This is a genomic window from Pseudomonas nicosulfuronedens, assembly GCF_005877905.1.
GTDB classification, from domain to species: Bacteria; Pseudomonadota; Gammaproteobacteria; order Pseudomonadales; family Pseudomonadaceae; genus Pseudomonas; species Pseudomonas nicosulfuronedens.
Genome location: NZ_SWDV01000022.1, coordinates 95,240 through 114,538, shown reverse-complemented (window position 1 = coordinate 114,538; position 19,299 = coordinate 95,240). Strand labels below are relative to the sequence as shown.

Annotated in this window: 14 protein-coding genes; 10 read left to right on the top strand and 4 right to left on the bottom strand. The window is 62.8% G+C overall.

What is annotated here, in order from left to right; genetic code table 11:
• Positions 1 to 53: 53 nt before the first annotated feature.
• The 4 genes from FAS41_RS17470 to FAS41_RS17455 all read left to right on the top strand — a co-directional run bounded on the left by FAS41_RS17470 (position 54) and on the right by FAS41_RS17455 (position 6,744).
• Positions 54 to 1,454 carry an undecaprenyl-phosphate glucose phosphotransferase gene (locus FAS41_RS17470; RefSeq protein WP_138524443.1) on the top strand — a complete coding sequence of 467 codons (1,401 nt, stop codon included), beginning with the start codon at positions 54 to 56 and terminating at the stop codon, positions 1,452 to 1,454.
• Positions 1,455 to 1,485: 31 nt separating this feature from the next.
• A complete protein-coding gene (locus tag FAS41_RS17465; RefSeq protein WP_138524441.1) occupies positions 1,486 to 2,607 on the top strand; it encodes a polysaccharide biosynthesis/export family protein in 1,122 nt (373 codons plus the stop codon).
• Positions 2,608 to 3,471: 864 nt separating this feature from the next.
• Positions 3,472 to 4,839, top strand: coding sequence for an OprD family porin (locus FAS41_RS17460; protein WP_138524439.1), 1,368 nt, complete (start codon positions 3,472 to 3,474; stop codon positions 4,837 to 4,839).
• 528 nt (positions 4,840 to 5,367) lie between these two features.
• The gene (locus tag FAS41_RS17455) at positions 5,368 to 6,744 is read left to right on the top strand and encodes an OprD family porin (RefSeq protein ID WP_138524437.1); all 1,377 of its coding nucleotides are present in this window, start codon (positions 5,368 to 5,370) and stop codon (positions 6,742 to 6,744) included.
• A gap of 79 nt (positions 6,745 to 6,823) precedes the next feature.
• Here FAS41_RS17455 and aguA read toward each other — a convergent pair whose 3' ends face one another.
• The 4 genes from aguA to FAS41_RS17435 form a co-directional block, all read right to left on the bottom strand.
• Positions 6,824 to 7,933, bottom strand: a complete 1,110-nt coding sequence (aguA, locus tag FAS41_RS17450; RefSeq protein ID WP_138524435.1) for an agmatine deiminase — start codon at positions 7,931 to 7,933, stop codon at positions 6,824 to 6,826.
• Between the two features lie 273 nt (positions 7,934 to 8,206).
• On the bottom strand, positions 8,207 to 8,848 hold the full coding sequence (locus FAS41_RS17445) for a TetR/AcrR family transcriptional regulator (RefSeq protein ID WP_138524433.1): 642 nt from the start codon (positions 8,846 to 8,848) through the stop codon (positions 8,207 to 8,209).
• 55 nt (positions 8,849 to 8,903) lie between these two features.
• Positions 8,904 to 9,965 carry a polyamine ABC transporter substrate-binding protein gene (locus FAS41_RS17440; protein WP_138524431.1) on the bottom strand — a complete coding sequence of 354 codons (1,062 nt, stop codon included), beginning with the start codon at positions 9,963 to 9,965 and terminating at the stop codon, positions 8,904 to 8,906.
• 249 nt (positions 9,966 to 10,214) lie between these two features.
• A complete protein-coding gene (locus FAS41_RS17435; RefSeq protein WP_024762139.1) occupies positions 10,215 to 11,594 on the bottom strand; it encodes a glutamine synthetase family protein in 1,380 nt (459 codons plus the stop codon).
• A gap of 278 nt (positions 11,595 to 11,872) precedes the next feature.
• Here FAS41_RS17435 and FAS41_RS17425 point away from each other — a divergent pair, with 278 nt between their 5' ends.
• From FAS41_RS17425 to FAS41_RS17400, 6 genes are all read left to right on the top strand, one after another.
• Positions 11,873 to 12,622, top strand: coding sequence for a gamma-glutamyl-gamma-aminobutyrate hydrolase family protein (locus FAS41_RS17425; protein WP_138524427.1), 750 nt, complete (start codon positions 11,873 to 11,875; stop codon positions 12,620 to 12,622).
• Positions 12,623 to 12,662: 40 nt separating this feature from the next.
• A complete protein-coding gene (locus FAS41_RS17420) occupies positions 12,663 to 14,021 on the top strand; it encodes a glutamine synthetase family protein (RefSeq protein ID WP_138524425.1) in 1,359 nt (452 codons plus the stop codon).
• 61 nt (positions 14,022 to 14,082) lie between these two features.
• Positions 14,083 to 15,450, top strand: coding sequence for an aspartate aminotransferase family protein (locus tag FAS41_RS17415; RefSeq protein ID WP_138524422.1), 1,368 nt, complete (start codon positions 14,083 to 14,085; stop codon positions 15,448 to 15,450).
• Positions 15,451 to 15,568: 118 nt separating this feature from the next.
• Positions 15,569 to 16,669 carry a polyamine ABC transporter substrate-binding protein gene (locus FAS41_RS17410; protein ID WP_138524420.1) on the top strand — a complete coding sequence of 367 codons (1,101 nt, stop codon included), beginning with the start codon at positions 15,569 to 15,571 and terminating at the stop codon, positions 16,667 to 16,669.
• 228 nt (positions 16,670 to 16,897) lie between these two features.
• Positions 16,898 to 17,992 (top strand): polyamine ABC transporter substrate-binding protein, encoded by a 1,095-nt coding sequence (locus tag FAS41_RS17405; RefSeq protein WP_138524418.1) that lies wholly within the window; start codon positions 16,898 to 16,900, stop codon positions 17,990 to 17,992.
• 149 nt (positions 17,993 to 18,141) lie between these two features.
• The gene (locus FAS41_RS17400; protein WP_015479458.1) at positions 18,142 to 19,296 is read left to right on the top strand and encodes an ABC transporter ATP-binding protein; all 1,155 of its coding nucleotides are present in this window, start codon (positions 18,142 to 18,144) and stop codon (positions 19,294 to 19,296) included.
• The last annotated feature ends 3 nt before the right edge of the window (positions 19,297 to 19,299 follow it).

Below are 19,299 nucleotides of genomic sequence, written 5' to 3'. Positions count from 1 at the left end.
TGCGATAGCGATGCAGCGGCGTCAGGAGCGACGCCGGCAATCGTGAGGTCATCATGCCCAACAAGACGAAAGGAATCTTGCGCGCGCACCAGTCGCTGATCTCACTGGCGCACCGCCTGAGCGACATCCTGGTGATCGTGCTCACCGGGGTCGTGCTGCTCAGCGCTGGCAACGGCGTGCTGGATGCACAGATCTGGGTCTCGGTGCTGCTCTGCGTGATGCTGTTCCACTGGCTCGGCGAGCTGAACCAGCTCTACGGCTCCTGGCGTGGCGAGTCGCTGCTGCGTGAGTCGTTGAGCGTCACCCTGTACTGGTCGCTGGCGTTCTTCGCCGTGCTGCTGCTGGACATCTCCCTGCGCCACGTAGAACTGGAAGAGCCCCGACGCCTGGGCTGGTTTGCCGCGGCGCTGCTGATCATGTGCGGCTACCGCCTGGCTATCCGCATGCTGCTGCGCGTCGCCCGCCGCCACGGCTTCAACAGCCGCAATGTGGCCATCTACGGTACCGGCGAAGTGGGTGCGCGACTGGCCGAGACCATCCTCGCGGCGCCCTGGATGGGCCTGCGCCTGATCGGCTTCTATGACGATCGCCCGCAGCAGATGGAACTGGGTGAGCGCGTGCCGGTAAAGGGCGACCGCCTGGCGCTGATCGAGGCGGCGCGCTCGGGGCAGATCGACAAGGTCTACCTGACCCTGCCGCTGTCCCGCGAGCCGCTGCTCAACGAACTGATCCGCGAGCTGTCCGACACCACGGTGTCGGTCTACCTGATCCCCGACCTGTTCATGTTCGACCTGCTGCACGCGCGCAGCGAGAGCATCAACGGGCTGGCCACCATCAGCATCTTCGACACGCCCATGGACGGCCCCAACGCCGTGCTCAAGCGTATCGAGGACGTGGTGCTGGCCTCGCTGATCCTGCTGCTGATCGCCGTGCCCATGCTGTTCATCGCCGTGGCCGTGAAGCTCACTTCGCGCGGCCCGGTGCTGTTCCGCCAGACCCGCTACGGCATGGATGGCCGGCCCATCCGCGTCTGGAAATTCCGCAGCATGACGGTCATGGAGGACGGTGCCGCTGTCACCCAGGCCTCGCGCAACGATTGCCGCATCACCCCGCTGGGCGCCTTCCTGCGGCGCACCTCGCTGGATGAGTTGCCACAGTTCTTCAATGTCTTGCTCGGCGACATGTCCGTGGTCGGTCCACGCCCCCACGCCGTGGCGCACAACGAGCAATACCGGCGTCAGGTCAGCCGTTACATGCTGCGTCACAAGGTCAAGCCAGGCATTACCGGCTGGGCCCAGGTGAACGGCTGGCGTGGCGAAACAGACACCCTGGAGAAGATGCAGAAACGCATCGAGTTCGATCTGGACTACATCGAGAACTGGTCCGTCTGGTGGGACCTGAAGATCGTCTTGCTGACCCTGTTCAAGGGTTTCGTACACCGCAATGCCTATTGAGTTTCCACACAAGCTTCAAGGAAGGATTGCCATGAAAAACCTGCTCGCTTTCAGCTTTGTAGTCGGCAGTCTGGCGCTACAAGGCTGCGTGTTCTCTCCCGGTCAGCACATGACGGATTCCGATATCCAGCGCGAGGCCCAGAAGGAGGGGATGAACATCACCCTCGTGCCCATCACGCCCCAGGTGCTGCAACGCCAGGAGGCCGACTTCGCCGCCAAACCCGGCGTGCCCGCAGAGCTGCTGAACTATCGCCCGCCGCAGGAGGACTACCTGATCGGTGGCGGCGACGTGCTGCTGGTCACCGTCTGGGACCACCCTGAACTGACCAGTCCCGGCTCGACCCAGCAGATGGAAGCCAACGGTCGCGTGGTCGGTGCCGATGGCAATATCTTCTTCCCCTATGCCGGTGTCGTACGCGCCGAAGGGCAGACTCCAGCGCAGTTGCGCAAGCGCCTGTCCAGCCAGTTGGCGAAGAAGGGTATTGTCGACCCGCAGGTGGATGTCACCGTGCTGCGGTATGCCAGCCAGCACGTGGTGCTCTCCGGGGCTTTCCAGAACGGTGGGCAGGTCGAGCTGAACAATACGCCGACCACCCTGGTGCAGGCGGTCAGCAAGGCTGGTGTGATCACCGGTGAAGCCGATCTTTCCGGGCTGACGCTCAAGCGTGATGGCCGCGAGTATGTGCTCGACGTTGACGCACTGAACCGCTCCGGTTCGACTCTGACCGGCATCTACCTGAAGAACGGCGACCAGATCCACCTGCCCTACAACGACCGCAAGAAAGTCTACGTGGTGGGTGAGGTCGAGCGTCCGCAGGTGGTTACCTACCGCACCACCGGCCTGTCGCTGCTGGAAGTACTCGGCAACGCCGGGGGCCTGAGCCCGGAAACCTCCGATGGCGACTCGGTCTACGTGATCCGCGGTAACCCGGAGTCGGTCGCCGGTACTGCACCGGGCGCCTTCCAGGCCCAGGTCTTCCACCTGGAAGCGAAGCGTCCGACCGCCTATGCCCTGGCCAAGGAGTTTGCCATGCAGCCGCAGGATGTCGTGTTCATCGGCCCGGCCAACATCACCCGCTGGAACCGCTTCATCAGTCAGCTGCTGCCGTCGGCTGCCTTCATCGGCACCAGCGCCGCGGTTGGCAACAACTGACCCGGCGGTGCCCGGCGCAAGGCGTCAGGGTACGGGTAATTCCTACAGCGTCGAGCGTACCGCTGGAATCGACTCCGCACCCGATGCTGGCCATCATCGCCGCCATCGGGTGCAGGGACGCACCACTCCTAGGCGGGCTCCATTCCGCCGCTCTCCTTTGGGACCTTCCCCTAGCACAGGGTCCCGAACCCGCCCGCGTTGCAGCGCTGGCGGGTTTTTTTTGTCCATCGTCCGGGCTTGCCGGAGGGCCTTCTTGGACTCTGTGGGCTAAATCCTTCGTCTTCTTCCTAGTAGTCATCCAAATCATACGAACTGGGTACCCCGTCCGGGAGGCGTCGCCAGTCGAGCAGCGTGCTATCATATATTCCTAAAAGAAATTACATAGTAATAATTAATTCTTTTTTGATTTATAGAGCTTCTTTTATCTTGCTCCCCAGCGTTGCCGTGACAGCGAAAAGGGGATGGCGGTTATCCGCCAAGGCGAAGGGGGCTCGTGGCGGTTTTCCGCTGATTTTTCTGAAGGAATTTGCTTGCAGATCGTTCCGAGTGTCGGAAATGACGGGGTGTCAGGCGGGAAAGGCCGGTTGGCCTGGGGATTGCCTAGCCACTGACGCATGCCCAGCGCATTGCCACAACAACAAGACACGAGATCCGATCCATGCCATTCCATTCTTCTGCCGCCCTCCCGCCTGCTTGCCTGCGCTTGAGCCCCGTCTAGGGGAGCGCCGTACACCGCCGAATTACCGCATGCCGAGCGTGCCTGGCACGCCATGGCCGCTGCTTGCCGTTCGGTCGGGCTCCGCTGGAGCCAGTCGTCGTCTTGAATGGCCTGCTTTCCAAGATCAATAAAATGGGGAAATTCCAATGAAACGCCGCACTCTCACGCAATCGAGCCTCGCGCTCGCCATCGCTGCCGCAGGCCTCGCTCAATCCGCCGTCGCCGGTGGGTTCATCGAAGACAGCAAGGCCAACCTGACCCTGCGCAATTTCTACATCAACTCCGACAACCGCAACGGCCCCGCCGAGCCGAGCAAGCAGGAAGAGTGGGGGCAGGGCTTCCTGCTCAACTACACCTCCGGCTTCACCGAAGGCACCGTCGGTTTCGGCGTCGATGCCCTGGGCCTGCTGGGCGTGCGCCTGGACAGTGGCAAGGGCACTCACTACAACCCGACAAGTTCTGCCTATGCCGGCACCGTGTTCCCCACCGATGGCGATGGCCGCGCGGTGGATGACTTCGCCCACCTGGGCGCCACCGGCAAGGTGAAGGTTTCCAATACCGTGCTGCAATACGGCACCCTGCTGCCCAAGCTGCCGGTGGTGACCTACAACGACGGTCGCCTGCTGCCGCAGACCTTCGAGGGCGGCCAGGTCACCTCCAACGAGTTCAAGGACCTGACCCTGCTCGGCGGCCAGCTGGAGCACGCCAAGGGCCGTAACTCGAGCAACAACGAAGGCCTGTCGATCGCCGGCGCCAACAACGCCCAGACCGGCAAGTTCGTCAACAAGTTCTACTACGGCGGCGCCGACTACAAGCTGACCAAGGACCTGACGCTGCAGTACTACTACGGCAACCTGCAGGACTTCTACAAACAGCACTTCCTCGGCCTGCAACACAACTGGGCCATCGGCCCGGGCGTGCTGAAGAGCGACCTGCGCTACTTCCACAGCAGCGACGATGGCAAGAACGGCCACGATTCGAGCTACTACACCAGCGGTTACTACGGCGGCAACACCCTCAAGGGTGAAGTCGACAACCGCGCCTGGAGCGGCCTGTTCACCTACACCGTCAGCGGCCACAGCTTCGGCGCCGGCTACCAGCAGCTCAGCGGCAACAGCGACTTCCCGTTCATCAACAACGGCGACGGCGCCACGGCCTACCTGATCACCGACGTGCAGATCGGCAAGTTCCTGCGCGCTGGCGAGCGCACCTGGCAGGTTCGCTACGCTTACGACTTCGCCCAGGCCGGTCTGCCGGGCCTGACCTTCCAGACCCTCTACCTGCGCGGCGACAACATCGACACCGCCCAGGGCGACAAGAGCGAGTGGGAGCGCGACATTTCCCTGGCCTACGTGATCCCGGACGGCACCTTCAAGGGCCTGGGCTTCACCTGGAAGAACGCGGCGCTGCGTAGTGGCCTGCCGGCCGCTTCCGCTGGCAACCCGGGTACTCCGACCCAGCGCGACCAGGACGAGAACCGCCTGATCGTCAGCTACACCATCCCGCTGCTGTAATTTCTGCGGGCTGAAAAGAAGCCGCCGTCCTCGTCAGAGGCGGCGGCTTTTTTCGTGGTGCGCGGGAGAGTAGTGCGCTCGCTAATGGGGCCGAATTTTCCTGTCCGCATTCGGTGTTCTTCCGGTAGTGTTCGGAGGCTTCTCCTTCATTTCCGAGGTGGTCCGTGCCTGCCTGGAAATCCAAGCGTGAGCCTGGTCAAAGATTGTGCAACAGGCCTCCTGTAACGGGGCTATCCGCCGCGCGGCAGCCGGCCTTGCTCTTATCGTGGCGCCGGTCGCGCGGACCGGCGGGAGAGGCATCGAGCAGGCCTTCCGGTAGGGGTTTATGGAGCGTGCGTCGCTCGGGAGTACCTCGCTGAACGAGCGCCCGGCCGGCGCTGCAGTGACAAGGCGGCGCAGATCGCCCCGTCTGGCTCGTCTCTCTCACTCCTCCCCATGGCCGTCGTGATCGACACTGTCGTCATCCCTGCCGGGCGCATCGTGCCCGAAGCCCGATGACGCGCTCACGATCCTGTCATGGGGAAAGCTATGCATTACCGCAATCTCAAGCATTCGAGCCTGGCCGTGGCCATTGCCGCAGCCGGAATGGCCCAGGTCGCACTCGCCGATGGCTTCATCGAAGACAGCAAGGCCAGCCTCGGCCTGCGCAACTTCTACATCAACCAGGACAACCGCAACGGCTCGGCGGCGCCGAGCAAACAAGAGGAGTGGGGGCAGGGCTTCCTGCTCAACTACGCGTCCGGCTTCACCCAGGGTACGGTCGGTTTCGGTATCGATGCGCTGGGTCTGCTGGGCGTCAAGCTCGACAGCGGCAAGGGCAAGCACTACAACCCGGACAGCAGCAGCCTGGGTGGCATCGTCTTCCCCACGGACAGCCATGGCCGCGCGGTGGACGACTTCGCCAGCCTTGGGCTGACCGGCAAGGCCAAGGTCTCGCAGACCGAGCTGCGCTATGGCACGTTGCAGCCCAAGCTGCCGGTGGTGACGTACAACGACGGCCGCCTGCTGCCGCAGACCTTCAGTGGTGGCCAGGTCACCTCCAATGAGTTCAAGGACCTGACCTTCGTCGCCGGCCAACTGGAGCACATGAAGGGGCGCAACTCGAGCAACTCCGACCAGGGCCTGTCGATCGCCGGGGCGAACGCCGGCGGCAAGTCGCAGTACGCCCAGTACACCAACAAGTTCTACTACGGTGGTGCCGACTACAAGCTGGGCAAGGACACCACGCTGCAGTACTACTACGGCAACCTGAAGGACTTCTACAAACAGCACTTCCTCGGCCTCCAGCACAACTGGGAGATTGGCGAGGGCGTGCTCAAGAGCGACCTGCGCTACTTCCACAGCAGCAGTGACGGCAAGAACGGCAGCCATGACCCGTCCTACTACACCACCGGCTACTACGGTAACGGCCTGACCCGCGGCAAGGTCGACAACCAGGCGTTCAGCGGCCTGTTTACCTACACCATCAAGGGCCACAGCATCAGTGCCGGGCACCAGGTGCTCAAGGGCGACAGTGACTTCCCGTTCATCAACGACGGCGACGGGGCTTCTTCCTACCTGAGTACCGATGTGCAGATCGGCAAGTTCCAGCATGCCGGCGAGCGCACCTGGCAGGTTCGATATGGCTATGACTTCGCGGCGCTGGGCCTGCCGGGCCTGAACTTCCAGACCCTCTACCTGCGCGGCGACAACATCGACACGGCCTACGGTGACAAGACCGAGTGGGAGCGCGATATCAGCCTGGGTTACACCATCCAGGACGGTCCGCTGAAGAACCTGGGCGTCGCCTGGAAGAACGCTTCCTTGCGCAGTGGCCTGCCGGCGTCGACCACGCCGGGCTCCGCCACCCAGCGCGACCAGGACGAGAACCGCCTGATCGTCAGCTACAGCATTCCGCTGCTGTAATCCTGCAGAATTTCCCTCTGCAAAATGAAAAGGCCGTCGCTCCTTCCGGGGCGACGGCCTTTTTTCTTGCTTCAGCGAATCAGCGCTTTTGCGGCGCCGGCTGCTGCTGGGTGATGCAGTGGATGTTGCCGCCGCCCAGGAGTATCTCGCGGCCCGGCACCATGACGATCTCGTGCTCGGGGAAGATACGCTTGAGGGTGGCTTCGGCCTCGGCGTCCGCCGGGTCGTCGAAGCGCGGAGCGATGATGCCGCCGTTGACGATCAGGAAGTTGACGTAGGAGCCGGCCAGGCGGATCGACGGATCACGCGGCTGGGTGCCGATCACCAGGTCGATGCCTTCGCATTCGGCTTCGGTCGCGTGGATCGGGCCGGGGATGACGATCTTGTGTACGGTCAGCTGGCGGCCCTTGGCGTCACGGGCGCTTTCCAACACGCGCATGGCGGCCTGGCAGCGCTCGTAGTTCGGGTCGTTCACGTCGTCGGTCCAGGCCAGCAGCACTTCGCCCGGGCGTACGTAGCAGCAGAAGTTGTCGACGTGGCCGTCGGTCTCGTCGTTGAACAGGCCGTCCGGCAGCCAGATCACGGTGTCGATGGCCAAGTGCTCGCGCAGCACGGCTTCGATTTCTTCGCGGCTCATGTGCGGGTTGCGGTTGTGGTTGAGCAGGCATTCCTCGGTCGTGATCAGGGTGCCTTCGCCGTCCACGTGGATGGAGCCGCCTTCCAGCACGAAGCCTTCGGTGCGATAGCCGTCGCAGCGCTCGATGCCGAGGATCTTGCTCGCCACCTGGTCGTCACGGTGCCAGGGGAAGTACAGGCCGCCTTCCAGGCCGCCCCAGGCGTTGAAGGTCCAGTCCACGCCGCGCACGTCGCCCTGGTCGTTGGTGACGAAGGTCGGGCCGGTGTCGCGCACCCAGGCGTCGTCGTTGCTGATTTCCACCACGCGGATGTTGGCCGCGTCAGCCAGCTGCGCGCGGGCGTTCTCGTACTGGCCAGCGGAAACGCCGATGGTCACCGGCTCGAAGCGGGCGATGGCGCGGGCCACGGCGCTGAAGGCGGCCTGCGCGGGCTTGCCGCCCAGGCGCCAGTTGTCCGGGCGTTCGGGCCAGACCATCCAGGTCTGGGTCTGGGGTTCCCATTCCGCCGGCATGCGGAAGCCATCGGCGCGGGGAGTGCTGGTCAGCGTGGTCATGGGGCGGTCCTTGAGGGTTGCTTCGCAGGATGGGCGCACGCGGATACTTATCGATGGGTATCGCTGCGCTCCACCCATCCTACGCAATGGGCTGTGTCATTCGAGGAGGCGTCGCCGTCGAGTGCCGCGAGGGGCCAGTATAGGTCGCTCGGCAAAGCTCCGCGGCGACACGTCTCCAGGTGGGAGAATTTATAGCCGATAAAAATCGATTTATGAAGCGTGATTTTGAAATATATCGCCCGAATATCCGGATTTTTATCGGATAAAAATCGATTATTTAAGGGGCGACGGCCGTTTTGGCAGGCAGGGCGGCAGGTACAGCGACAGGTAAGCGTCAATCACCCGCATGCCTTCTTCGGCCAGGCGTTCGGTGATCTGCCCGTGGCGCTGCACGGAGAGGGCGTATACGCGGTCGCCCAGCTCGATGGCCAGGCTGAAGACCTCGATGTCCTGCGGCAGTGGCGGCAGCTCGAAGTGGCGTTCAAAGAGTTCGCGCATGGCGTGACCGAGTTGCACGTCGTGCTGGCTGTCAGCCTGGGTGACTTCGGCGAGACCGTGGCTGGCGAGGATCAGCTGGCGCGCAGCGGCGTCCTCGGCGTACACGGCCAGCGTGCGTTGTTCGACCAGCCGTGCGAGGTCGCGCCAGTCGCGCAGGGCGGCGTGCTCTACGGGCTCGTCCAGGCAGGCGCGGAAGGCGGCGTGGACGTCGCTGGTCAGCCCCTGCAGCAGGGCCGGCACGCTGGGGAAGAAGTGGTAGACGGAGGAGGGCGGGATGTCCGCGCGCTCGGCTACGGCGTAGATCGACAGGCTCGCTGCGCCGCTCTCGGCCAGCAGGGCGCGGGCAGCCTCGAGGATCACGGCGATGCGTGCCTGGCTGCTGGCGCGGGGCTTGCGAGTGGGCGAGGGTGCGGGCATGACGACCTCCGGAGCTGGGCGGCTATTGGACGCCAGCTCCGGGGTACTCGGCAAGTCAGCTGCCGCCGGCGCGCAGCTTGTCCCAGACTTCGTTGATCACCGGGGCGGTCTTCTCCGGCGCGGTTTCCAGGGCGAACAGACGGCGCTTGGTCTCCTGGTCCGGGTACAGGCCCGGCTGGTCGCGCAGGGCAGCGTCGAGGAACTGCGCGGAATCCTTGTTGCCGTTGGGGTAGAGGGTGGCGGCGGTGATCTGCGCGGCGACCTTGGGCTGCATCAGGTAGTCGATGAATTTGAGCGCCAGGTCCGGGTGTTCGGCGGCGGTGGGGACCACCAGGTTGTCGATGAACAGCACCGAGCCTTCCTGCGGCACCACGAAGCGCACCGGCTGGCCGGCGTTGGCGGCGCCCAGGGCGTCGCCGACCCAGGCCATGGCGACGCACAGCTTGCCGGCATTGAGGTCCTGGATGTAGCGCTCGCTGTCGATGTAGCGCAGGTTCGGGCGCAGCTCGGCGAGGACTTCGCCGGCACGGCGGATCTGCGACGGGGCGCTGCGGGCGAAGTTGCGGCCCTGGTAGTTCATCAGCACCGAGAAGGCTTCGTCCGGGGCGTCCAGCAGGCTCATGCCGCAGGCCTTCAGGCGCTGGCTCTGCTGCGGGTCGAACATGACGCTCCAGCTGTCGGGCAGCTTGCCGCCGTAGGCCTTCTCCGCTTCGGGTTCGTTGATTGCCAGGCCCACGGCACCCCACAGGTAGGGCACGGCGTGCTGGTTGTTGGGGTCCACGGCGGCCAGCTTGCTCAGCAACTGGGTGTCGAGGTGGCTGCGGTTGGGCAGCTTGCTGAAGTCCAGCGCCTGGATGCGCTTGTCGCGGATCAGCGCCGGCAGGTCGTTGTGCGAAGGTACCGCGACATCGATCTTCTCACCGCTCTCCAGGGCCTTCTTGACCTCTTCGGCGGTGCTGTAGGTCGTGTACTCGACCCGGATGCCGGTGTCCTTCTCGAAGTCCTTGAGCACTTCGGGAGCGATGTAGTCATTCCAGTTGTAGACGCGGATGACCTGGTCGGCCCAGGCGGACAGCGGGCACAACAGCATCAGAATCAAAGCGTACAGGCGTGGCATTGGCGATCTCCCTGAATGAACCACGTAATCAGCGGATGCGGCAATCAATCGCCGCTCGATAGCGCGACAGCAAAGACACGACAGACGCGATGGACGCCCGGGCAGGCGGATGGAGACATCGCGGACAGGAAGGAGATACGGATGTGGCTCGCCGCAGCGCCCCTCCTCGCCGTTGCGATATCGCAGTCTCCTTGGTGTGCCAGAGGCACAAGGAAACGCCGGCACGAGGGCCGGCGTTTCGTTTACCACTTATACGGTGTGCAAGTACCAGTTGTACTCGAGGTCGGAGATCGAATATTCGAACTCCTGCATCTCATGCTCCTTGCACGCGACGAAGATGTCGATGTACTCGGGGCTGATGTACTTGTTCATCACGTCGCTGTCGTCCAGCTCGCGCAGGGCATCGCGCAGGTTGTTCGGCAGGCTCTGTTCCAGCTGCTCGTAGGCGTTGCCTTCGATCGGCGCGCCCGGCTCGACCTTGTTGGTCAGGCCGTGGTGGACGCCGGCCAGTACCGCCGAGAGCAGCAGGTACGGGTTGGCATCGGCGCCGGCGACGCGGTGTTCCAGGCGCACCGCTTCCGGCGCTCCAGTGGGTACGCGCAGGGCGACGGTGCGGTTGTCCAGGCCCCAGCTCGGTGCGTTCGGCACGAAGAAGGCCGAACCGAAACGGCGGTACGAGTTGACGTTCGGGCAAAGGAACGCCATCGACGCCGGCAGGGTCTCGAGCACACCGCCGATCGCGTGGCGCAACGCGGCGTTCTGCTCGGGATCCTCGCTGGTGAAGATGTTCTTGCCGTCCTTGTCGAGCAGCGAGACGTGGACGTGCAGACCGTTGCCTGCCTGGCCCGGGTAGGGCTTGGCCATGAAGGTCGAGTCCATCTCGTGGTCGTAGGCGACGTTCTTGATCAGGCGCTTGAGCAGGACTGCGTAGTCGCAGGCCTTCAGGGCGTCGTCAACGTGGTGCATGTTGACTTCGAACTGGGCCGGGGCGCTTTCCTTGACGATGGCGTCGGCCGGGATGCCCTGGGCGCGGGCGCCGTCGATGATGTCCTGCAGGCAGTCGGCGTACTCGTCGAGGTCGTCGATGGAGTAGACCTGGACCGATTGCGGACGCTTGCCGGAGATCGGCGAGCGCGGCGGCTGCGGACGGCCGTTCACGTTCTCCTGGTCGATCAGGTAGAACTCGAGCTCGAAGGCCGCGACGATGGTCAGGCCGATGTCGGTGAACTTCTGCACCACTTGACGCAGTACTTCACGCGGGTCGGCGAAGAACGGTGTGCGTTCTTCCATCTCGTGCATGGTCATCAGCAGCTGCGCGGTCGGGCGCTTCTGCCAGGGCTCCATGGAGAGGGTGTTGGGGATGGGGAAACAGACGCGATCCGCGTCGCCAATGTCCAGGCCGAGGCCGGTGCTTTCTACGGTGGAGCCGGTAATGTCGAGAGCGAAGAGAGAGGCGGGGAGGTTGATGCCCTTCTCATAGACTTTGGGCAGGTTGGTGCGTTCGATGCGCTTGCCGCGGACCACACCATTCATGTCTGCAATAAGGAGGTCGACGAATTGGACCTCGGGGTGTTCCTTCAGGAACTCACTCGCTTCTTCGAGCGACACGGCACTCTGGGGTACCGACATGATGTAACACCTTTATTGTTAAAAATTTCAATCATTCGAAAGCTGAGGTGTGAGTCAATCCGAATTGGCAAGGGTTGTCAATGTCGCACCAAAGTGGGGCGCATCGGTCGTGATGGGCCGTTTTTGGGGCGTTTCGAGCCGCTTTTGATGAGCGGAGAGCCTTTGCTGGCGGGCTGTTCAGTGGGGCGTGTTTGATTTTTTACATGGCTATTGTGTAAAAAAATGAACAAGGCTAAGCTCGGCCTCAAGCCCATAACACTTACAAACACGGGTGTCCCATGTCTCGCCTGCCGTTAATCGGCGTGTCCGCCTGCATCAAGCAGATCGGTTCCAAACCCTACCATGTTGCTGGCGACAAATACCTCAGAGCGCTGATCTCCGGGGCCTCGGGCATTCCTTTGATCATTCCCTCCCTGGGCGATGCCATCGACCAGGAAGACATGTTGGCCGCGTTCGACGGCCTGCTCTTCACGGGCTCGGCGTCGAACGTCGAACCCCATCATTATAGTGGCTCCGCCAGCATTGCAGGCACTCCTCATGATCCCGAGCGCGACAGCACGACGCTGCCGCTGATTCGCCGCGCCGTCGCGGCCGGGATTCCGGTGCTGGGCATCTGCCGTGGCTTCCAGGAAATGAACGTCGCCTTCGGCGGTTCGTTGCACCAGAAGGTGCACGAAGTCGAAGGTTTCATGGACCACCGCGAACCCGCGGGTGAGCCGATCGAAATCCAATATGGTCTGCGGCACGTCGTCGATGTGCAGCCGGGCGGCGTTTTCGCCGGTATCGGGCTACCCTCGCAGTTCCAGGTCAACTCTATTCACGGCCAGGGCGTTGATCGTCTGGCGCCCGGCCTTCGTGTAGAAGCTCTGGCGCCTGACGGGTTGGTTGAAGCCTTCTCCGTCGAAGGTGTGGCCTTCGCCGTCGGGGTGCAGTGGCACCCGGAATGGCAGGTCGAAACGAACCCCAACTATCTCGCTATCTTCCAGGCATTCGGCAAAGCCTGCAGCAAGAGGGCGGGGAACCGCTGAGTCCGGCGTTGGGGCCGGGCTCTCAAACCCTGAGGTCTTTATGACTAGCAAGTTAGACCAGCTCAGTGGCTGGTTGAAGGAACGCAAGATCACCGAAGTGGAATGCATGATCGCCGACCTGACCGGGATTGCCCGGGGCAAGATCGCGCCGACCGCGAAATTCCTCAACGAGAAGGGCATGCGCCTGCCGGAGAGCGTTCTCCTGCAGACCGTGACCGGTGATTACGTCGAAGACGACATCTATTACGACCTGCTGGACCCGGCCGACATCGATATGGTCTGCCGCCCGGACGAGAATGCCGTGTTCCTCGTCCCCTGGGCCATCGAGCCGACCGCGATGGTCATCCACGACACCTACGACAAGCTGGGCAACCCCATCGAGCTGTCGCCGCGCAACGTGCTCAAGCGCGTGCTCCAGCTTTACGCCGACAAGGGCTGGAAGCCGATCGTGGCGCCGGAGATGGAGTTCTACCTGACCAAGCGCAGCGATGACCCCGACTACCCGCTGCAGGCTCCGATCGGCCGTTCCGGCCGCCAGGAGACTGGTCGCCAGTCCTTCTCCATCGACGCGGCGAACGAGTTCGACCCGTTGTTCGAGGACATGTACGACTGGTGCGAGCTGCAGGGCCTGGACCTGGACACCCTGATCCATGAAGAAGGCACCGCGCAGATGGAGATCAACTTCCGTCACGGCGATGCCCTGGACCTGGCCGACCAGATCGTGGTGTTCAAGCGCACCATGCGCGAGGCCGCCCTCAAGCACAACGTGGCCGCGACCTTCATGGCCAAGCCAATGACCGGCGAGCCGGGCAGTGCCATGCACCTGCACCAGAGCATCGTCGACCTCAAGACCGGCAAGAACATCTTCTCCAACGCCGACGGCAGCATGAGCGAGCTGTTCCTGCACCACATCGGCGGCCTGCAGAAGCTGATCCCCGAGGCGCTGCCGTTGTTCGCCCCGAACGTCAACTCGTTCCGCCGCTTCCTGCCCGATACTTCGGCGCCGGTGAACGTGGAGTGGGGCGAGGAGAACCGTACCGTGGGCCTGCGCGTACCGGATTCCACCCCGGACAACCGCCGCGTGGAGAACCGCCTGGCCGGCGCCGACGCCAACCCCTATCTGGCCCTCGCCGCCAGCCTGCTGTGTGGCTACATCGGCATGGTCGAAGGCTTCAAACCCAGTGCCCAGGTCAAGGGCCGCGGCTATGAACGGCGTAACCTGCGCCTGCCGCTGACCATCGAGGCCGCACTGGAGTGCATGGAAGGCAGCAAGACCCTGGAGAAATACCTGGGTGACAAGTTCATTCGAGGCTACGTCGCGGTGAAGCGCGCCGAGCACGAGAACTTCAAGCGAGTAATCAGTTCCTGGGAGCGCGAGTTCCTCCTGCTTTCTGTCTGATCGGCGTGGGGTCCGGCGCGTGGCCGGGCCCCGTGTTTCTTAGAAAAGAGGTTTTATCAAGATGACTAACCAGACCAGCGCCAACACCCAACACTGGCAGGCGCTCAGCCGTGATCACCACCTGGCTCCGTTCACCGACTACAAGCAGCTGAACGAGAAGGGTGCGCGCATCATCACCAAGGCCGAAGGCGTGTACCTGTGGGACAGCGAGGGCAACAAGATCCTCGACGGCATGGCTGGCCTGTGGTGCGTGAACGTCGGCTACGGTCGCAAGGAGCTGGCTGAAGTCGCCTACAAGCAGATGCAGGAACTGCCCTACTACAACCTGTTCTTCCAGACTGCCCACCCGCCGGTACTGGAGCTGTCCAAGGCCATCGCCGACATCGCCCCCGAAGGCATGAACCACGTGTTCTTCACCGGCTCGGGGTCGGAGTCCAACGACACCGTGCTGCGCATGGTCCGCCACTACTGGAGCATCAAGGGCCAGCCGCAGAAGAAAGTGGTCATCGGCCGCTGGAACGGCTACCACGGTTCCACCGTCGCCGGCGTCAGCCTGGGCGGCATGAAGGCTCTGCACGAGCAGGGTGACCTGCCGATCCCCGGCATCGAGCACATCGCCCAACCGTACTGGTTCGGCGAAGGCGGCGACATGGACCCGGAAGAGTTCGGCGTCTGGGCGGCCGAGCAACTGGAGAAGAAGATCCTCGAAGTCGGCGAAGACAAGGTTGCCGCCTTCATCGCCGAGCCCCTGCAGGGCGCGGGCGGCGTGATCATTCCGCCGAAATCCTACTGGCCGAAGATCCGCGAGATCCTCGCCAAGTACGACATCCTGTTCATCGCCGACGAAGTCATCTGCGGCTTCGGCCGTACCGGCGAATGGTTCGGCAGCCAGTACTTCGGCAACGCCCCGGACCTGATGCCGATCGCCAAGGGCCTGACTTCCGGCTACATCCCCATGGGTGGCGTGATCGTTCGCGACGAGATCGTCCATACCCTGAATGAGGGTGGGGAGTTCTATCACGGCTTCACTTACTCTGGTCACCCGGTAGCCGCTGCGGTGGCGCTGGAGAACATCCGTATCCTGCGCGAAGAGAAAATCGTCGAGCGCGTGAAGAACGAAACGGCACCGTATTTGCAGCAGCGCTGGCAAGAGCTGGCCGACCATCCCCTGGTAGGCGAAGCCCGCGGGGTAGGCCTGGTGGCAGCACTGGAGCTGGTGAAGAACAAGAAGACCCGCGAGCGCTTCGAAGGCAAGGGTGTCGGGATGCTGTGCCGCGAGCACTGCTTCCGCAACGGTCTGATCATGCGCGCGGTGGGAGACACTATGATTATCTCGCCGCCGCTGGTGATCGAGAAATCGCAGATCGATGACCTGATCACCCTGGCGCGCAAGTGCCTCGATCAAACCGCCGCAGCCGTTCTGTCTTGAGTCTTTCACCGGACCTTTGACAGACTGCGCCTGTGCGTTGGCCAGGCTCACCGGGTGGTGACGGAAGGAGATGTCCACGCCACCCGGAACATCAAGAAAAACAACTGGAGCTACCCGCATGTTCAAGACCTTCGGCAAATCCCTGCTCGCTGTAACGCTGGCGGGCGCTGTGGCTGGTATGGCGCAGGCAGATGACAAGGTGCTGCACGTCTACAACTGGTCGGACTACATCGCGCCGGACACGGTCGACAAGTTCACCAAGGAAACCGGAATCAAGGTCGTCTACGACGTCTACGACAGCAACGAAGTGCTGGAGGCCAAGCTGCTGGCCGGCAAGTCGGGCTACGACATCGTGGTGCCGTCCAACTCCTTCCTGGCCAAGCAGATCAAGGCTGGCGTCTATCAGCCGCTGGACAAGTCCAAGCTGCCGAACTGGAAGAACCTGAACCCGGACATCATGAAGACGCTGGAGATCAGCGACCCGGGCAACCAGTACGCGATCCCCTACATGTGGGGCACCATCGGCATCGGCTACAACCCGGACAAGGTCAAGGCCGCGCTGGGCGACAACGCCCCGGTGGATTCCTGGGACCTGGTGTTCAAGCCGGAAAACATCCAGAAGCTGAAGGCCTGCGGTGTGAGCTTCCTCGACTCGCCGACCGAAATGCTTCCGGCCGCCCTGCACTACCTGGGCTACAAGCCTGATAGCCAGGACCCGAAAGAGCTGAAGGAAGCCGAAGCGCTGTTCCTGAAGATTCGTCCGTACGTCTCCTACTTCCACTCCTCCAAGTACATCTCCGACATCGCCAACGGCAACATCTGCGTGGCTATCGGTTACTCGGGTGACGTGTACCAGGCCAAGTCCCGCGCTGAAGAAGCCAAGAACAAGGTCACTGTGAAGTACAACATTCCGAAGGAAGGTGCCGGCGCGTTCTTCGACACCGTTGCCATTCCGAAGGATGCCGAGAACCAGGAAGCCGCGCTGAAGTGGATCAACTTCCTGCTCGAGCCGGCGGTCATGTCCGAGATCACCAACGTCGTGCAGTTCCCGAACGGCAACGCCGCCGCCACCCCGCTGGTGAACGACGCGATCCGCAACGACCCGGGCATCTACCCGACTCCGGAAACCATGAAGAAGCTGTACGCCTTCCCGGACCTGCCGGCGAAGACCCAGCGTCTGATGACCCGCAGCTGGACCACCATCAAGTCCGGCAAGTAATTGGGTAGTCGCTGTCGCCTGTGTGGCAGCGGATGTACCGGGACAGCGGCGGGGGAGTGCGCTCCCTCGCTCGCTACCGGTAGCAACAAACAGCTTCCATCGGTGGAATGGCTGCGCAAGCCCCGGCGCTCTCGTGCTGATGATGGGTTCGGCGCTATCCACGGACCGGCCGTCGAAACCCCGGCAGCAACCGACTGAAGTAGTTAAAAACAACGAGAGGACTCACGTGTGCGCATTCCCTTCCGCAGAACCCTGATCGCTGCAGTCTCCGTCTTCGGCCTGACTTCGCTGGCCCAGGCGGAACAGACCGTCCACATCTACAACTGGTCGGACTACATCGGTGAAACCACCCTCGCCGATTTCGAGAAGGAAACCGGTATCAAGCCGGTGTACGACGTCTTCGACTCCAACGAAACCCTGGAAGGCAAGCTGCTGGCCGGTCGCACCGGCTATGACGTGGTCGTGCCGTCCAACCACTTCCTCGGTCGCCAGATCAAGGCCGGCGCGTTCCAGAAGCTGGACAAGAGCCAGCTGCCGAACTGGTCGAACCTCGACCCGCACCTGATGAAGCAGCTCGAGGCCAACGACCCGGGCAACCTGTACGGCGTGCCGTACCTGTGGGGCACCAACGGCATCGGCTACAACGTCGAGAAGGTCAAGGCCGTGCTGGGTGTCGACAAGATCGATTCGTGGGCTGTGCTCTTCGAGCCCGAGAACATGAAGAAGCTCAGCCAGTGTGGCGTCGCCTTCCTCGATTCGGGCGACGAGATGATGCCGGCTGTGCTCAAGTACATGGGGCTGGACCCCAACAGCACCAACCCGGATGACTACAAGAAGGTGGAAGAGAAGCTGATGGCGGTGCGTCCGTACGTCACCTACTTCCACTCCTCCAAGTACATCTCGGACCTCGCCAACGGCAACATCTGTGTGGCCGCCGGTTTCTCCGGTGACGTATTCCAGGCCGCCAACCGCGCCAAGGAAGCCGGCAAGGGCGTGAACATCGCCTACGCCATTCCCAAGGAAGGCGCCAACCTCTGGTTCGACATCCTCGCTGTGCCGAAGGATGCCTCCAACCCGAAGGCGGCCCACGCGTTCATCAATTACCTGCTCAAACCCGAAGTGATCGCCAAGGTCAGCGATTACGTCGGTTACGCCAACCCGAACCCCAAGGCTGGCGAATTCATGGATGAGTCCGTGCGCAACAATCCTGAGGTGTACCCATCCCAGGAGGTTCTCGACAAACTCTTCGTGCAGCATGAGCTGCCGCCGAAGATCCTGCGCCTCATGACCCGTTCCTGGACCAAGATCAAGTCGGGCAAGTAAGACGGTTTTCCCCAAATCCGTCCGCGCGGGCACGGAGCGTCGGAGAGCCTCTCGAAAGGTTTTCCGGCGCACGTAAACTGCGCCAGCCCTGTAATACCAAGCATGCCCGGCCGCGGGGGCCGGGCCTCTATGATTTGGGAGTTGTGGTAATGGCAATAGCCTCCGGTGCCTACAAGAAAGCCTTGAGTGGCGACCAGAAGCCTAAAGAGGTTCTGGTAAAAATCGACCGGGTCAGCAAGCAGTTCGACGAAACGCTGGCTGTGGACAGCGTGTCCCTGGACATCAAGAAGGGCGAGATCTTCGCCCTGCTGGGTGGTTCGGGTTCGGGCAAGTCGACCCTGCTTCGCATGCTGGCTGGTTTCGAGCGTCCCACTGAAGGTCGCATCTTCCTCGATGGCCAGGACATTACCGACCTGCCGCCCTATGAGCGGCCGATCAACATGATGTTCCAGTCGTACGCCCTGTTCCCCCACATGAGCGTGGCGCAGAACATCGCCTTCGGCCTGAAGCAGGACGGCCTGCCCAAGGCGGAGATCGACAAGATCGTCGACGAGATGCTCAAGCTCGTGCAGATGACCCAGTACGCCAAGCGCAAGCCGCACCAGCTCTCCGGTGGCCAGCGTCAGCGTGTCGCCCTGGCCCGCTCCCTGGCCAAGCGCCCGAAGCTGCTGCTGCTCGACGAGCCCATGGGCGCCCTGGACAAGAAACTGCGTTCGCAGATGCAGCTGGAACTGGTAGAGATCATCGAGCGCGTAGGTGTGACCTGCGTGATGGTGACCCACGACCAGGAAGAGGCCATGACCATGGCCCAGCGCATTGCCATCATGCACCTGGGTTGCATCGAGCAGATCGGCAGCCCGATGGACATCTACGAGACGCCGGCCAGCCGCCTGATCTGCGAGTTCATCGGCAACGTCAACCTGTTCGATGGCGAGATCGTCGAGGACCTGCAGGATCACGCGGTCATTGCCTGCCCGCAGCTGGAAAACCCGATCTACATCGGCCACGGCATCAGCACCCGTGCCGAGAACAAGCGCATGACCTACGCGCTGCGTCCTGAAAAGGTCATGGTCAGCGCGCAGAAGCCGGAAAACCTCGAGCACGAAGGCTTCAACGTCGCCCAGGGCACCGTCCACGACATCGCCTACCTGGGTGGCCACTCGGTGTACTACATCAAGCTGGCCTCCGGCTTCATCGTCCAGGCCTTCATGGCCAACGCCGAGCGCCACGTGGCGCGTCCGACCTGGGACCAGCCGGTTTACATCAGCTGGTACGACGACAGCGGTGTGGTACTGCAATCATGAACA

Coding starts and splice junctions, on each gene's coding strand:
- FAS41_RS17425 (WP_138524427.1), top strand. CDS start 11,873: ATGTCTCGCCTGCCGTTAATCGGCGTGTCCGCCTGCATCAAGCAGATC.
- aguA (WP_138524435.1), bottom strand. CDS start 7,933: ATGACCACGCTGACCAGCACTCCCCGCGCCGATGGCTTCCGCATGCCG.
- FAS41_RS17460 (WP_138524439.1), top strand. CDS start 3,472: ATGAAACGCCGCACTCTCACGCAATCGAGCCTCGCGCTCGCCATCGCT.
- FAS41_RS17410 (WP_138524420.1), top strand. CDS start 15,569: ATGTTCAAGACCTTCGGCAAATCCCTGCTCGCTGTAACGCTGGCGGGC.
- FAS41_RS17470 (WP_138524443.1), top strand. CDS start 54: ATGCCCAACAAGACGAAAGGAATCTTGCGCGCGCACCAGTCGCTGATC.
- FAS41_RS17400 (WP_015479458.1), top strand. CDS start 18,142: ATGGCAATAGCCTCCGGTGCCTACAAGAAAGCCTTGAGTGGCGACCAG.
- FAS41_RS17420 (WP_138524425.1), top strand. CDS start 12,663: ATGACTAGCAAGTTAGACCAGCTCAGTGGCTGGTTGAAGGAACGCAAG.
- FAS41_RS17455 (WP_138524437.1), top strand. CDS start 5,368: ATGCATTACCGCAATCTCAAGCATTCGAGCCTGGCCGTGGCCATTGCC.
- FAS41_RS17435 (WP_024762139.1), bottom strand. CDS start 11,594: ATGTCGGTACCCCAGAGTGCCGTGTCGCTCGAAGAAGCGAGTGAGTTC.
- FAS41_RS17415 (WP_138524422.1), top strand. CDS start 14,083: ATGACTAACCAGACCAGCGCCAACACCCAACACTGGCAGGCGCTCAGC.
- FAS41_RS17440 (WP_138524431.1), bottom strand. CDS start 9,965: ATGCCACGCCTGTACGCTTTGATTCTGATGCTGTTGTGCCCGCTGTCC.
- FAS41_RS17445 (WP_138524433.1), bottom strand. CDS start 8,848: ATGCCCGCACCCTCGCCCACTCGCAAGCCCCGCGCCAGCAGCCAGGCA.
- FAS41_RS17465 (WP_138524441.1), top strand. CDS start 1,486: ATGAAAAACCTGCTCGCTTTCAGCTTTGTAGTCGGCAGTCTGGCGCTA.